Here is a 13,637-nt window from a genome sequence, read left to right on the forward strand (position 1 = left end):
CAAGGTCGGTCAGCGCTGCTGGCCATCGGGGAGGGTGGCCGCGGCATCGCTGCAGAGTTCGTGGACGCACTGGCGCAGCCAGCGATGGGCCGGGTCGGCCTCCATGCGCGGGTGCCAGAGCAGGGAGATGGTCATCTCCGGCAGGGGCAGCGGCAGGCTGAAACCGTGCAGGCCGGCCCGCAGGTTGCTGGTGTGGCGCTCGGGGACCATGGCGATCAGGTCCGAGCCCCGGGCCAGGGCCAGGACCGCGGAAAAACCGCTGACCAGGGTGACGATCTGCCGCTCCAGGCCCAGGGCCTCCAGGGCCTCGTCCATGCGCCCGTGGTGCTGGCCCTGCGGGGCGGCGAGGATGTGCTGGCCGGCGACATAGGCCTCGAGGCTCACCGGCCCCTGGCTCAAGGGATGGCCGCTGCGCACCACGCCGATGAAGCGATCGCGGAACAGCGCCCGGGTGCGCAACTCGGGGCTGGTGTCGGCGTCGATCACCGCGGTTTCCAGGTCGACGCTGGCCTCGCGCAACGGCTGGCTGTCGCGGTCCAGCTTGGGCACGAAATGCACCTGCACCCCGGGCGCTTCGGCCCGCAGGCGGTTGACCAGCGCCGGGCCGAAGTTCTCGACGAAACCGTCGCGGCTGCGCAGGGTGAAGGTGCGCTGCAGGCGACCAAGGTCGATCGTCTCGGCCGGGCGCAGGGCTGCCTGGGCGTCTGCCACCAGTGGGCCAATGCGCTGGCGCAGTTCCAGGGCGCGGGGCGTGGGCACCAGGCCGCGCCCCGCGCGTACCAGCAGCGGGTCGCCGGTGGCCTGGCGCAGGCGGGCCAGGGCCCGGCTCATGGCCGAGGGGCTCAGCTGCAGGCGCTGGGCGGCCCGCGCCACGCTGCCTTCGGTCAGCAGCACGTCCAGGGTAATCAGTAGGTTCAGATCGGGAGTCGACATCGGCGGAATGTAGCACGCTGGCAGGTGACATGGCGTTGCATGCAGCTATTAACTGCAAGGGCTGCGTCTTCCGCCAGGTCATGCGCGGCCCTAGGCTGGCGGGCATCACCTTGCTGGAGCCTGTGCGATGCCCCTTTCAGAGTCGAATACCGCTTTCCGGGAAATCCCCGCGTCCCGCGCGCGCTGGGCCCTGGCCAGCCTGTCGCTGGCGATGCTGATGCCGTCCCTGGACACCAGCATCGCCAATGCCGCGTTGCCGAGCCTGGCCCGGACCCTGGAGGCGTCCTTTGCGCAGGTGCAGTGGATTGTCCTGGCCTACCTGCTGGCCATCACCACCCTGATCGCCAGCGCCGGGCGCCTGGGCGACCAGTTGGGCCGGCGCCGTGTGCTGCTGGGAGGCATTGCCCTGTTCACCCTGGCCTCGCTGTGCTGCGGCCTGGCCCCGGGCCTCGGCTGGCTGCTGGCGGCCCGCGCCCTGCAAGGCCTGGGGGCGGCGGTGATGCTGGCCCTGAGCATGGCCCTGGTGGGCGATGCATTGCCCAAGGCCCGTACTGGAGCCGCCATGGGCTGGCTGGGCAGCATGTCGGCCCTGGGCACCACCCTGGGCCCGGCGCTCGGCGGCCTGATACTGGCCGGCCTCGGCTGGCGCTGGATGTTCCTGGTCAATGTGCCCCTGGGGCTGCTGGCCCTGCTGCTGGCCTGGCGTTGCCTGCCGGCGGATCGGCCTGTGGCATCGGCCAGCGCCTTTGATGTGCCCGGCACTGTGCTCCTGGCCCTGAGCCTGGGCGCCTATGCCCTGGCCCTGACGCTGGGGGAGCGGGTGCTGGCGCCGCTGAACCTGGGGTTGCTGGCGGTCGGCGTGGCCGGGGGCGTTCTGTTGGTGCGTGTCGAGCGCCGGGCGGCGGCGCCGTTGTTCCAGCCGGCCCTGCTGCGCCGGCCACAACTGCGCCGCAGCCTGTGGCTGAGCCTGCTGGTGTCGACGGTGATCATGACCACCCTGGTGGTGGGGCCGTTCTACCTGTCCCGGGGGCTGGGGCTGGACACCCTGGCGGTGGGCCTGAGCCTGTCCCTGGGGCCGCTGGTGGCGACCCTGTGTGGCGCTCCCGCCGGGCGCCTGGTGGACCGGTATGGGGCCCGGCCGCTGTCCCGGCTCGGCGTGCTGGGCCTGTGCGGCGGCTTGAGCCTGCTGGCGCTGCTGCCCCTGAGCCTGGGGCTGGTCGGCTACTTGCTGGCGCTGGCCCTGGTGACCGCCAGTTACGCGCTGTTCCAGGCGGCCAACAACAGCCTGGTGATGCTCGATGTGGCGCCCCAGCAGCGCGGGTTGACGGCGGGCCTGCTGAGCCTGTCGCGCAACCTCGGGCTGATCAGCGGGGCGGCGGCCATGGGCGCGCTGTTCGCCTGGGGTTCGCGGCCGCAGGTGGCTGGCCGGGACGGCGCCGAAGCGGTGGCCAGCGGCATGCACTGGACCTTTGGCGTGGCGGCGCTGCTGATGCTGCTGGCCTTGCTCATCGCCGGGCGCGACCGGTCGTCCGAGGAGGCCGGCGCGGCTGGTCGGCCGGCTTGTCCCGACTAAGCTTGGCTGGCACACCCCACCAAGGAGCTGGTCACCGTGAGCACACTTCGCACGCCGTCCCTAGGCCCGATCGTCGGGCACACCACCGATACTTCCTGCCGCTTGTGGATTGCCGCCTCGGATGCCCTGGACGAGAAGGGCGTGGCCGAGGACGTCCGTACCATCGGGGTCATTGGCGTGGTGGGCGGCAATGGCCGGGTCGCCGCCGAGAACATCTATTACTTTCGCCTGCGTCGCGAGTATCACCGCACCGGCACCTTCAACCTCGGGGTCGACGTCAACCTGTGGCGCAACGAGACCGAGCGCAAGCAGCTCAAGCCGTTCCTGCTGACACCCGCCACCCACTACCGGGTGCGCATGGCCTCGCTGAATGTCGACGATGCAGGCTCCATCGATGACGAGGTGTCCAGCGAGTCGGTGGTCCAGCGCCTGCCGGCGGCGTCGGCCTGGGCCGGCGACCTGAACCGCCTTGGCGCCGACCGGGTGTATGTGGAGGCCGAGTTCACCACCCACGCCCGTGCCGACGCCACGGCGGCTTCGCAGCCCTTGAGCTTTCTCCTGGGGTCCTGCCGCTACCCGGGGCTGCCGTGGCAGCGCCGGGATTCGGATGCGATCTTCGGCCCCATGCTCAGTGCCCATAGCGATACCCAGTTCGTGCTGATGGTCGGGGACCAGATCTATGCCGATCTGTACAACCGCATGGTGCCCATTGGCCGGGCGGACAGTTACAAAGAGTTCGAAGAGCGCTACCACACGGCCTTCGGCTCGCCCTTCATCAGCCGCCTGCTGGCGCACAAGCCCACCTACATGATCCTCGATGACCATGAGATCGAGGACAACTGGACTCAGGACCGCATCGGCAAGAACGGTGGCAAGCGCACCTTGTTCAACTGGGCGATGGGCGCCTACATGAGCTACCAGTGGAGCCATGGCCCGCGCTTCGAGGACAGCTACGTGCAGCAGCGTGCGATGACCGGCAACGATCAGTACCTCAAGCACCGCTCGGTCAATCAGCTGTTCTACGACTTTGCCTGCTCCAACTACCCGTTCTTCGTGCTGGATACCCGTACCCAGCGCTTCCTCGATGACGTGCCCGGGGCCTTGCAGGACAACCACTTGCTGGGCCGGCCCTCATTGCACCCGGCCGAGCCCGGCCAGCTGGACCGCTTGTGCGCCTGGTTGCGGCATATGCAGGAGGATCGGGGCAATACCCCCAAGTTCGTGGTGACTTCCAGCGTCTTCGTGCCCAATGGCGTCGATACCGCGGGCGAGGGCCAGCGCTACGACCGGCGCAAGAACGAAAGCGATGCCTGGTCGGCGTTCCCAAGCACCCGCAGCACCGTGCTGGAAACCATCGCCCGCTACCAGGTGCAGAACGTGGTGTTCCTGTCCGGTGACATTCACTGCTCGAACATTTCCCGGCTGGAGTTCAGTGGCGGGGTACAGGCAATAAGCGCCTACGCGGTCACCTCGTCGGCCTTCTATTGGCCGTTCTCCTTTGCCGACGGTGACCCTGCGGGCTATGTGCATGACTCGCGATCCCCTCAGACCCCGGACAGTTTCGTGCTGAAAAACACCCCGGGCACCGTGGACTACCGCACCTGGGCCTTTACCCAGGCGGACAACTTCGCCCGCCTGGATTTGCAGCCCGCCAGTGCCGAGTTGGTGGTGCAGTTCTACGGCGCCGACGGCGAGCCCCTGGTGACCCGCAAGCAGGATGACCGGGTGGACGACCAGCCCGAGCGGCTGCAATTGCTGCCCTGGTAGCGGGGCCTTACAGCCCCAGTTCCAGCGCCAGCAGGTCCGCCAGCGGCTGGCGGCGGCGGATCAGTTTCGGCTGGCCGTTGGTGAACAGCACTTCCGGCAGCAGCGGCCGGCTGTTGTAGTTGGAGGACATGCTGGCGCCGTAGGCGCCGGTGTCGTGCAGCACCAGCAGGTCGCCGACCCGGGCCTGGGGCAGCAGGCGCGGGGTCAGGCATTCGTCGTCCTGGGTGAAGATGTCGCCGGACTCGCACAGCGGGCCGCCGACCACGGTCGGTTGCAGCGGGCGGTCCACCGGCTGGCCGGCGGCGTCCAGCAGGCTCATGCCGTGGTAGGCGCCGTACATGGCCGGGCGCATCAGGTCGTTGAAGCCGGTGTCGACCAGCACGAAGTGGTGCTGGCCGGCGGTCTTCACCACCCGCACTTCGCTGACCAGGCAGCCGGCCTCGGCCACCAGGAAGCGCCCGGGCTCGATCTCCATGCGCACGCCGTGGCCCAGGTAGGCCTCGATCTCCTGGCGCGCGACCTTCCAGGCATTGGCGTAGCGCTGCACGTCCACCGCGGTATCACCGTCGCGGTAAGGGGTCGACAGGCCGCCGCCGATGGAGAAGGCCTCGATGTCGTGGTCCAGGGATTTCACCGCCGCCACCATGGCCGCGCCCACTTGCTCCAGGTGGTCGTAGTCGACCCCGGAACCGATGTGCATGTGCAGGCCCACCAGGTGCAGGCCGTGTTGGCGGATCACCGCCAGGGCCTCGCCGACCTGGTCGTGCCAGATGCCGTGCTTGCTGTTCTCGCCGCCGGTGTTGGTCTTGCGGCTATGGCCGTGGCCGAACCCGGGGTTGATCCGCAGCCACACCCGGTGCCCCGGGGACTGCGCCCCAAGTTGGCGAAGCATGTCGATGGAACCGGCGTTGACTTCCACTTGCAACTCCACCACGCGCTTGAGGGTGGCTTCGTCGAACAGGTCGCAGGTGAACACGATGCCGGCATCCACCGGGCTGAAGCCGGCCAGCAGGGCGCGCTCGATTTCCCCCAGGGACACCGCGTCGACCCGGACGCCGGCTTCGCGGATCAGCCGCAGCAGGTGCAGGTTGGACGAGGCCTTCTGCGCGTAGCGCACCACGTCGAAAGCTTGCAGCTGGGCGATGCGTGCCTGGATGGTGGCGGCGTCATAGCACCACAGCGGGGTGCCGTATTGACGGGCAGCGGCAACCAGTTGAGCGGGGGAAAAAGGAATGGCCATGGCGAATGCAATCTGTGGTCAGTGGGAATGGGGGCAGCATGCCGCTTGCTGGCTATTCAATAAAATATCTATTCTTTGCCAAGGTATTCATATTTGATATGTGGCTGAATGACTGAATGAGTTTCCCGGCATGAACATCTCCCTGCGGCATATCGAAGTGTTCCGCGCCATCATGCAGGCCGGCAGCGTCACCGGCGCCGCGCGCCTGCTGTTCACCTCGCAGCCTACGGTGAGCCGCGAGCTGGCGCGGCTGGAGAGCCTTTCCGGCCTGCGCCTGTTCGACCGCGAGGGCGGCCGCCTGCTGCCCACGGCCCAGGCCCTGCTGTTGCTCGAAGAAGTGGAGCGGGCTTATGTGGGGCTGGAGCGGATCAACAGCGTGGCCCAGTCGATCCGCCGTTTCGAACACGGCCAGTTGAGCCTGAGCTGCCTGCCGCTGTTCTCCCAGACCCTGCTGCCGCGGGTGTGCAAGCACTTTCAGGCGCAGCACCCGGGGATCGGCCTGAGCATCACCGCCCAGGAGTCGCCGCTGCTGGAAGAAGCCCTCAGCGCCCAGCGCCATGACCTGGGCCTGACCGAAAGCGAGCACCTGCCCCGAGGCACCCAGGGCGAATTGCTGTTCTGCGCCGACATGGTCTGCATCCTCGCCGACGACCACCCGCTGCTGGCCAAGCCACGGCTGGCGCTGGAGGATTTTCGCGGCCAGGACTTCATCAACCTCTCGGGCCTGGACATCTACCGGCAAACCCTGGACGAGCACTTCCGCCAGGCCGGGGTCGATCGCCGCGTGGTGGTGGAAACCACCAACGCCGCCTCGGTGTGCGCCATGGTGCGGCAGAAACTCGGGGTGTCGATCATCAACCCGTTGAGCGCCATGGAGGAGGTCGGGCGCGGCCTGGCGATCCGTCCGTTGCAGCGGTCGGTGCCGTACCGGGTGATGCTGATCCGCCCGGATTACCGGCCGTCATCGAGTTTTGTCGAGGGTTTCTGCGAGTCGTTGCGAGGCGAGGCGGGGCGCCTGGATGAGCAGTTGAGCAGGCTAGTGCAGGCGCTGTAATTGCAACAGCGCCTCTGACGTGGCGAGGGAGCTTGCTCCCTCGCCACGGAGGAAACGTTAGCGTTCGATGGCCAATGCCACGCCCTGGCCACCGCCGATGCACAGGGTCGCCAGGCCTTTCTTGGCATCGCGCTTGAGCATTTCATGCAGCAGGGTCACCAGCACCCGGCAGCCCGACGCGCCGATCGGGTGGCCGATGGCAATCGCGCCGCCGTTGACGTTGACCTTGCTCGCATCCCATTCCAGCTCCTTGCCCACCGACAGCGATTGCGCGGCGAAGGCTTCGTTGGCTTCGATCAGGTCCAGCTCGTCCAGGGTCCAGCCGGCCTTGTCCAGGCAGCGGCGGGTGGCCGACACCGGGCCAATGCCCATGATCGCCGGGTCGACCCCGGCGTTGGCGTAGGCGGCGATCCTGGCCAGTACCGGCAAGCCCAGGGCGCGAGCCTTGCTGGCGCTCATCAGCATGACCGCGGCGGCGCCATCGTTCAGCGACGAGGCGTTGCCGGCGGTCACGCTGCCGTCTTTCTTGAACGCCGGCTTGAGCTTGGCCAGGGCCTCGGCGGTGGTGCCGGGACGCGGTTGTTCGTCGGTGGCGAAGCTCAGCGGCTCGCCCTTGCGCTGGGGAATCAGGATCGGGGTGATCTCGTCGACAAAGCGCCCGGCCTCGATCGCGGCCACGGCTTTCTGCTGGGACGCGGCGGCGAAGGCGTCCTGGGCTTCACGGCTGATGGCGTATTTGTCCACCAGGTTCTCGGCGGTGATGCCCATGTGGTAGTCGTTGAAGGCGTCCCACAGGCCGTCGCTGATCATGGTGTCGATCATCTGGCTGTGGCCCATGCGCAGGCCGGTGCGGGCGCCGGGCAGCACGTAGTTGGACAGGCTCATGTTTTCCTGGCCGCCGGCGATGATCACCTCGGCATCGCCACAGCGGATGGCCTGGGCGCCCAGGTGCAGGGCTTTGAGGCCCGAGCCGCAGACCTTGTTCAGGGTCAGGGCGGGCACGGCGTGGGGCAGGCCGGCCTTGATCGCGGCCTGGCGCGCGGGGTTCTGCCCGGCGCCGGCGGTGAGCACCTGGCCCATGATCACTTCGTCGACCTGGGCCGGGTCGATGCCGGTCTGGGCCAGCAGCTGGCGGATCACGGCGGCGCCCAGGTCAACGGCGGGAATGCCCGCCAGGGAGCCCTGGAAACTGCCCACGGCGGTACGGGTGGCGGCAACGATGACAACGTCTTGCATGATGGGGCTCCTCAGGCGAACTGCATTTCAGGTACGTGGTCCGGCACGATCAGCTTGCCGGCGGTCTTGCTGACGATTTCCTCGACGCTGACCCCGGGGGCGCGCTCCTTGAGGATGAAGGCGCCGTTCTCGATCTCCAGGTAGGCCAGGTCGGTGAGCACGCGCTTGATGCATTGGGCGCCGGTCAGCGGCAGGCTGCAGCGGCTGAGCAGCTTGGATTCGCCGTCTTTCGAGGCGTGGGTCATGGTCACGATGATGTTTTCGGCACCGGCCACCAGGTCCATGGCGCCGCCCATGCCCTTGACCAGCTTGCCGGGGATCATCCACGAGGCGATGTTGCCCTGCACGTCCACCTCGAAGGCGCCGAGCACGGTGAGGTCGATATGGCCGCCGCGGATCATCGCGAAGGATTCGGCGGAAGAGAAGATCGAGGCGCCGATGCGCGCGGTGACCGTCTGCTTGCCGGCGTTGATCATGTCGGCGTCGACCTGGTCCTCGGTGGGGAAGGCGCCCATGCCGAGCAGGCCGTTTTCCGATTGCAGCATGACTTCCATGCCGTCGGGGATGTAGTTGGCCACCAGGGTCGGGATGCCGATGCCGAGGTTGACGTAGAAGCCGTCCTGCAGTTCGCGGGCGACGCGCTGAGCCATTTGTTCGCGGGTAAGAGCCATGTTTGTTGTCCTTTTAGTCGGGCTGGGGAAGGGCGATCACTTGCGCACGGTGCGCTGTTCGATGCGCTTCTCGAAGGTGCCGCAGATGACCCGGTCGACGTAGATGCCGGGGGTGTGGATCTGCGTCGGGTCCAGCTCGCCCGGCTCGACGATTTCTTCCACTTCGACCACGGTGATCTTGCCGGCGGTGGCCGCCAGGGGGTTGAAGTTCTGTGCGGTGTGGCGATAGATCACGTTGCCGAAATGGTCGGCCTTCCAGCCCTTGACGATGGCGAAGTCACCGGTAATGGACTCTTCCATCAGGTAGGTGCGGCCCTTGAATTCGCGGGTTTCCTTGCCTTCGGCCACTGGGGTGCCGACGCCGGTGGCGGTGAAGAAGGCCGGGATGCCGGCGCCGCCAGCGCGCATTTTTTCCGCCAGGGTGCCTTGGGGGGTCAGCACCACTTCGATCTCGCCGCTGAGCAGCTGCTTTTCGAACAGGGCGTTTTCACCCACGTAGGAAGCGACCACCTTGCTGATCTGGCGGTCTTCCAGCAGCACGCCCAGGCCGAAACCGTCGACCCCGCAGTTGTTCGACACCACGGTCAGGTCACGGGTACCACGACGTTTGATCTCGGCGATCAGGTTCTCGGGGATACCGCACAGACCGAAGCCGCCGGCGATCACGGTCATGCCATCTTGCAGACCTTCCAGGGCTTCCTCGTAGGACGCCACGCGCTTATCGAAACCTGCCATTTGCACCATCCTCTTTCTTGTTCGTTGGCGGCTGGCCAGCCGTTTGCGGGTCAGTGTTGCGCTACGGGATTGATTTGTTAAGTTGATTTTTAAGGTTGATTAATTGGGAAAACAGCATAATGAGCTGCAAGCTGCAAGCTGCAAGCTGCAAGCTGCAAGCTGCAAGCTGCAAGCTGCAAGCTGCAAGCTGCAAGCTCTCGGCTTGAAGCTTATAGCTTGCCGCTGCCCTTCTGAGGATGAGAGATGACGGTTAAACAGATACGGGCCTTTCTGGCGGTGGCCCACAGTTTGAGCTTTGCCCTGGCCTGCGAGCGCCTGCACCTGTCGCAGTCGGCCCTGAGCCTGACCATCAAGGCCCTGGAAGAAGGCTTGGGCGGGCGCCTGTTTACCCGTAATACGCGCAACGTCGCCCTGACCCCGGAAGGCGAGGCCCTGCTGCCCCTGGCGCGGCGCTTGATCGCCGACTGGGACAACGCCGAGGATGAGCTGCGCCAGCGTTTCACCCTGCAGCGCGGGCGGGTGACGGTGGCGGCCATGCCGTCCTTTGCCGGCAACCTGTTGCCGCCGATCCTCAAGCACTTTCGCGCCCGCTACCCCCAGGTCAACGTCACGGTCAACGATGTGGTCAACGAGCAGGTGCTGGAAATGGTTCGCGACCGCGAGGTGGAACTGGGGGTGGCCTTCGAACCCCAGGACAGCTCTTCCCTGCAGTTCACCCCGCTGTACATCGACCGCTTCGTGGCCGTGGTGGCCAAGGATTCGCCCCTGGCGCAGCGCAGCCGCATCGACTGGCAGACGCTGCTGCAGGAGCCCTTTATCACCCTGCAGCGGCCGTCCACGGTGCGGGTGATGCTCGAAGACCACCTGCGGGCCCGGGGCGTGCAGTTGCCGGTGGAGTTTGAAAGCCATCAGTTGGCGACCGTGGGGCGCATGGTCGCCAGCGGCCTGGGCGTCAGTGCCGTGCCGGCGCTGTGTGCCCAGCATATGCGCGAGCTGGGCGGGCACTGCCTGACCCTGGACGACCCGGTGGTGGAGCGGGCCATCGGCGTACTAACCAAGCCCGGGGACGAACTGTCCACTGCGGCCCAGGCGCTGTTCGACATCCTGCGCGAGGAAAACCTCGGCCAGCGCGTGGCGATGCTTTGAGGCTTAGCGCAGCAGGCGCTCGGCCAGCAGCGGCAACAGCCGGTCGCAGGGCTCGCCGAGCTTGAGGTCCAGCAATTCGTCGGCGCGGGTCTTGCCGAAGTTGATGGCCAGCAGCGGCTTGCCCTGTTCGGCCACGGCGCGGCACAGGCGAAACGCCGAATACGCCATCAGCGATGAACCCACCACCAGCAGGCCGGCGGCCTCGTGCACCGCGTTCAGGGCCCGGGCGGCGGTAGTCTGGGCCACGTTCTCGCCGAAGAACACCACATCGGGCTTCAAGCGGTCGCCGTCGCAGTAGGGGCAACGGGGCACCTGGAAGCGTTCCTCGAAGGCCGGGTCCAGCAGGGTGTCGCCATCCGGCGCCTGCACCGCGTCGACCCCGGCCAGGTAGGGATTGTGCGCCTCCAACTGCTGCTGGATGGCCTCGCGCTGGCTGCGCTGGCCGCAGTCCAGGCACAGCACCCGCTGCAGGCTGCCGTGGAGTTCGATGACCTCCAGGCTGCCGGCCTCATCATGCAGGGCGTCGACATTCTGGGTGATCACCCCGGCGATCCGGCCTGCCGCCTGCAACTGCGCCAAGGCCTGATGCGCAGCATTCGGTCGGGCCTGGCGAATGCGCGGCCAGCCGAGCATGGCCCGGGCCCAGTAGCGGCGCCGGGCGTCGGCCTGGCCGAGGAACTCCTGGTACATCATCGGCTGTTTGCCGCGACGCACGCCGTCGCTGTCGCGGTAGTCAGGGATGCCCGACGGGGTGCTGATGCCGGCGCCGGTAAGGACCATGAACGGCTGGCCGTGCATGGCGGCGGCGAGTTGCTCGAGCGGTGGGGCAGTAGGGCGATCGATCATGGGCTGCACTCGTTTCCAGTGGCCAGGGACGCCTATCAGAAATAGCCGCAAAGCCCTGGCGGCGCCAGTGCCTTGTCCAGGCTTCAGCGCCCGGCGCCGAACACCGACTTGGGTGGCTTGCCATAGAACCGGGTAAAGGCCGCGCTGAAGTTGCCGGGAAAGCGGTAGCCCACTTGATAGGCCGCCTGGGCCACCTGGCAGCCGCCCTCCAGCAGGCGGTGGGCATGGCCCATGCGGATTTCCAGGAGCATGCGCTGCGGCGTGGTGTTGTAGTGCTCGCGCAGGCCCTGCTTGAGCTTGAACGCGTTGAGGCCCACGGCGGCGCACAGGTAGGCCACGGTCAGGGGCTGGTGCATCTGCTCGAACATCAGGTCGCGCACCCGCTGCAGCCGTTCAAGATCGGCGGCCTTCAGGCGCCGGCCCGGGGCAACAGGGGCGGGGGCCAGGGCCTGCAACTGCAAGGACAGCAGGCTCAGGGCGTGGATATGCAGCTCCAGCGTGGGTGGCTGTTGCGAGCCTGAGGGCTGGGCCAGGGCGCTGAGGTGGCCGGCACTGGCCCGGCCAGTGGGCCCGCAGGCCAGCAGTTGCAAGGCTTCCCGCCCCAGCAGCTGGCGAGCCCGGGCGGGGCCCAGGTACTGCTGGAGCAGGGTTTCGCCCACCAGCAAGCGCAGTTGCGCCACCGTTTCATTGGCGCCATAGCGGCGTTCGCCGCGGCTGGCCTGGAAGGCGCTGACGGTGGTGTGCCCGGCGCGAAACGCCAGGCTCGAACCCTTGGCGTCGAGGTAGCCCGAAGTGCCTTGCAGGGCACAGGTGATCACCAGCAGGCGGCCAGCGTGGCAACTGCTGGCCTCTTCGATCAAGGGACGATTGGGGTGGTAGCGCGAGCGCACCAGGGTCAGGTCCTGGGCCAGGGGCAGGCTGTCGCTATAGCAATCGCCCAGGGCCTGGGGCAGCTGCTGGCGTGACCAGCCGTCCGGGGCCTGGCTGTGCTCGCGCGCAGCGTTGCACGGTAGGAGGTAGGGCTGGGAAGAACCGGGGGCAATGGCCATGTTCGCGCTCCTGCAATGAATGTCCTGCGTTTGCCATGGGAATGGATCCGTTTTCCATATGAACACGCATGATAAGCATTCTCGCTAAAAAGTAAGCTGTTTCCCAAGCAGGGGTGAGCGTCGTCACCTGGCGGCGCGCCACCTGCCACGGAGCAAGGGATGAACCCTCAGAGCTTGAAAAACGCCAGTCCCCGAGGGCTCTGGCTGCGTACGGTGCTGGTGAGTGCCATGGCGTTGCCGATGCTGATCTTCTACGCCATCGGCACCCTCGGGCCCTTGCTGGTCGCCGATCTTGGGATTGCGCCCCACTGGCTGGGTTGGCTGCTGATGAGCGCCTTCGGCCTGGCGGCACTGCTGTCGCTGTGGGCCGGGCCGCTGGTGAACCGGCTCGGCACCCGGCGTGCCCTAGCCTTGCTGTTCTGGGCGACCCTGGCCGGGTATGGCCTGCTGGTCAGCCTGCCGGGATTTGCCGGGGTGCTGCTGGCCCTGGCGATCTGCGGGGTGGCCCAGGCCCTGGCCAACCCGGTCACTCATCTGCTGGTGGCCGAGTGTGTCGAGGCCCGCAGCAAGGCGGCGCTGGTGGGGCTGAAACAGTCCGGGGTGCAGGTGTCGGCGCTGTTTGCCGGGCTGGTGCTGCCGGCCCTGGCCGGGCATCTGGGCTGGCGCGCAGCCTTGGCCTGCCTGCTGCTGCCGACCTTGCTGCTGGCGCTGTGGGGGCCAAGGGTGGCGCCGGCGGGCGTGACGGGCAAGCCCGTGAGCTTGAAGATTTCCTGGCCGAATTCACGGCTGGGGTTGTTGTTGGGGGGGCAGCTGTGTGTCGGCCTGGTGCTGGCGTCCTTCGTGACCTTTCTTGGGCTGTTCGCGGCCCGGCAAGGGGTGGCGGTCGGCGAGAGCGGGGCCATGGTCGCCGGGTTCGGGGTCATGGGCATCCTGGCCCGGACGGTGCTGACGCCATGGGCGGCACGTCTGGCGGAGGAGTCCTGGCTGCTGCTGACGTTATTGCTCCTGGCCAGCCTGGCCCTGGCGGTGACCGCCCAGGCCACGCCGCAGGCGCACTGGCCCTTGTGGTTCGGCGCGCTGGGCATGGGCCTGACGGCGGTGGCCACCCAGGCCATTGCCATGAGCATGCTGCTGCGCGATCCGGCCTTTGGCAGCCCGGCCACGGCTTCAAGCCTGCTGTCGGCGGGTTTTTTTCTCGGTTTTGCCCTGGGCCCGCTGCTGTTCGGTCTGGTCCAGCAGCGCCAGGGTGGCTTCGCCTACGCCTGGCTGTTTTTGATCGCCGTGCTGCTTCTGGGGGGTGTGTTCAGCCTGTTGCTGGCCAGGCTGCGCCGTCGCGATGCCATGGGGCGGGGGGGCCTGACGCCAGAGCGTTGAGCGAAGAGACAAT

At 67.4% G+C, this 13,637-nt stretch carries 12 protein-coding genes; 5 read left to right on the forward strand and 7 right to left on the reverse strand.

Translation table 11 applies throughout. From position 1 onward, the window contains the following. Positions 1-9: 9 nt before the first annotated feature. A complete protein-coding gene (locus LXM55_RS28190) occupies positions 10-933 on the reverse strand; it encodes a LysR family transcriptional regulator (RefSeq protein WP_233323400.1) in 924 nt (307 codons plus the stop codon). Positions 934-1,060: 127 nt separating this feature from the next. Between LXM55_RS28190 and LXM55_RS28195 the strand changes: the two genes are divergently transcribed. Together LXM55_RS28195 and LXM55_RS28200 are read left to right on the forward strand one after the other, a co-directional pair. Beyond that, the gene (locus tag LXM55_RS28195; RefSeq protein ID WP_233323401.1) at positions 1,061-2,506 is read left to right on the forward strand and encodes an MFS transporter; all 1,446 of its coding nucleotides are present in this window, start codon (positions 1,061-1,063) and stop codon (positions 2,504-2,506) included. Positions 2,507-2,542: 36 nt separating this feature from the next. Continuing rightward, on the forward strand, positions 2,543-4,273 hold the full coding sequence (locus tag LXM55_RS28200; RefSeq protein WP_233323402.1) for an alkaline phosphatase D family protein: 1,731 nt from the start codon (positions 2,543-2,545) through the stop codon (positions 4,271-4,273). A gap of 7 nt (positions 4,274-4,280) precedes the next feature. Here LXM55_RS28200 and lysA read toward each other — a convergent pair whose 3' ends face one another. Continuing rightward, positions 4,281-5,513, reverse strand: coding sequence for a diaminopimelate decarboxylase (gene lysA / locus LXM55_RS28205; protein ID WP_233323403.1), 1,233 nt, complete (start codon positions 5,511-5,513; stop codon positions 4,281-4,283). A gap of 130 nt (positions 5,514-5,643) precedes the next feature. Between lysA and LXM55_RS28210 the strand changes: the two genes are divergently transcribed. After that, positions 5,644-6,567, forward strand: a complete 924-nt coding sequence (locus LXM55_RS28210) for a LysR family transcriptional regulator (protein ID WP_233323404.1) — start codon at positions 5,644-5,646, stop codon at positions 6,565-6,567. A gap of 57 nt (positions 6,568-6,624) precedes the next feature. Here the strand turns inward: LXM55_RS28210 and LXM55_RS28215 are convergent, their stop codons facing one another. From LXM55_RS28215 to LXM55_RS28225, 3 genes are read right to left on the reverse strand one after another with little or no spacing between them, the layout of a single operon-like run. Further along, entirely contained in the window at positions 6,625-7,803 is a 1,179-nt protein-coding gene (locus LXM55_RS28215; RefSeq protein ID WP_233323405.1) for an acetyl-CoA C-acetyltransferase, read from the reverse strand. Between the two features lie 11 nt (positions 7,804-7,814). Beyond that, a complete protein-coding gene (locus LXM55_RS28220) occupies positions 7,815-8,474 on the reverse strand; it encodes a CoA transferase subunit B (RefSeq protein ID WP_233323406.1) in 660 nt (219 codons plus the stop codon). Positions 8,475-8,510: 36 nt separating this feature from the next. Then, positions 8,511-9,209 (reverse strand): CoA transferase subunit A, encoded by a 699-nt coding sequence (locus tag LXM55_RS28225; protein ID WP_060841913.1) that lies wholly within the window; start codon positions 9,207-9,209, stop codon positions 8,511-8,513. Between the two features lie 243 nt (positions 9,210-9,452). Between LXM55_RS28225 and LXM55_RS28230 the strand changes: the two genes are divergently transcribed. Further along, positions 9,453-10,355: a LysR family transcriptional regulator gene (locus LXM55_RS28230; protein WP_233323407.1), complete on the forward strand. Its 903-nt coding sequence runs from the start codon at positions 9,453-9,455 to the stop codon at positions 10,353-10,355. 3 nt (positions 10,356-10,358) lie between these two features. Here the strand turns inward: LXM55_RS28230 and LXM55_RS28235 are convergent, their stop codons facing one another. Both LXM55_RS28235 and LXM55_RS28240 read right to left on the reverse strand, forming a co-directional pair. Further along, entirely contained in the window at positions 10,359-11,201 is an 843-nt protein-coding gene (locus LXM55_RS28235) for an NAD-dependent protein deacetylase (RefSeq protein ID WP_233323408.1), read from the reverse strand. Positions 11,202-11,284: 83 nt separating this feature from the next. Beyond that, positions 11,285-12,250, reverse strand: coding sequence for a helix-turn-helix transcriptional regulator (locus LXM55_RS28240; protein WP_233323409.1), 966 nt, complete (start codon positions 12,248-12,250; stop codon positions 11,285-11,287). A gap of 159 nt (positions 12,251-12,409) precedes the next feature. Between LXM55_RS28240 and LXM55_RS28245 the strand changes: the two genes are divergently transcribed. After that, positions 12,410-13,624: an MFS transporter gene (locus LXM55_RS28245; protein WP_233323410.1), complete on the forward strand. Its 1,215-nt coding sequence runs from the start codon at positions 12,410-12,412 to the stop codon at positions 13,622-13,624. The last annotated feature ends 13 nt before the right edge of the window (positions 13,625-13,637 follow it).

It is taken from the genome of Pseudomonas sp. Au-Pse12 (assembly GCF_021341665.1).
Classification (GTDB): domain Bacteria; phylum Pseudomonadota; class Gammaproteobacteria; order Pseudomonadales; family Pseudomonadaceae; genus Aquipseudomonas.

Bases quoted from the DNA above. Each gene is read 5' to 3' on its own strand.
- LXM55_RS28190 (WP_233323400.1), bottom strand. From the start codon at position 933: ATGTCGACTCCCGATCTGAACCTACTGATTACCCTGGACGTGCTGCTG.
- LXM55_RS28195 (WP_233323401.1), top strand. From the start codon at position 1,061: ATGCCCCTTTCAGAGTCGAATACCGCTTTCCGGGAAATCCCCGCGTCC.
- lysA (WP_233323403.1), bottom strand. From the start codon at position 5,513: ATGGCCATTCCTTTTTCCCCCGCTCAACTGGTTGCCGCTGCCCGTCAA.
- LXM55_RS28210 (WP_233323404.1), top strand. From the start codon at position 5,644: ATGAACATCTCCCTGCGGCATATCGAAGTGTTCCGCGCCATCATGCAG.
- LXM55_RS28215 (WP_233323405.1), bottom strand. From the start codon at position 7,803: ATGCAAGACGTTGTCATCGTTGCCGCCACCCGTACCGCCGTGGGCAGT.
- LXM55_RS28220 (WP_233323406.1), bottom strand. From the start codon at position 8,474: ATGGCTCTTACCCGCGAACAAATGGCTCAGCGCGTCGCCCGCGAACTG.
- LXM55_RS28225 (WP_060841913.1), bottom strand. From the start codon at position 9,209: ATGGCAGGTTTCGATAAGCGCGTGGCGTCCTACGAGGAAGCCCTGGAA.
- LXM55_RS28230 (WP_233323407.1), top strand. From the start codon at position 9,453: ATGACGGTTAAACAGATACGGGCCTTTCTGGCGGTGGCCCACAGTTTG.
- LXM55_RS28235 (WP_233323408.1), bottom strand. From the start codon at position 11,201: ATGATCGATCGCCCTACTGCCCCACCGCTCGAGCAACTCGCCGCCGCC.
- LXM55_RS28240 (WP_233323409.1), bottom strand. From the start codon at position 12,250: ATGGCCATTGCCCCCGGTTCTTCCCAGCCCTACCTCCTACCGTGCAAC.
- LXM55_RS28245 (WP_233323410.1), top strand. From the start codon at position 12,410: ATGAACCCTCAGAGCTTGAAAAACGCCAGTCCCCGAGGGCTCTGGCTG.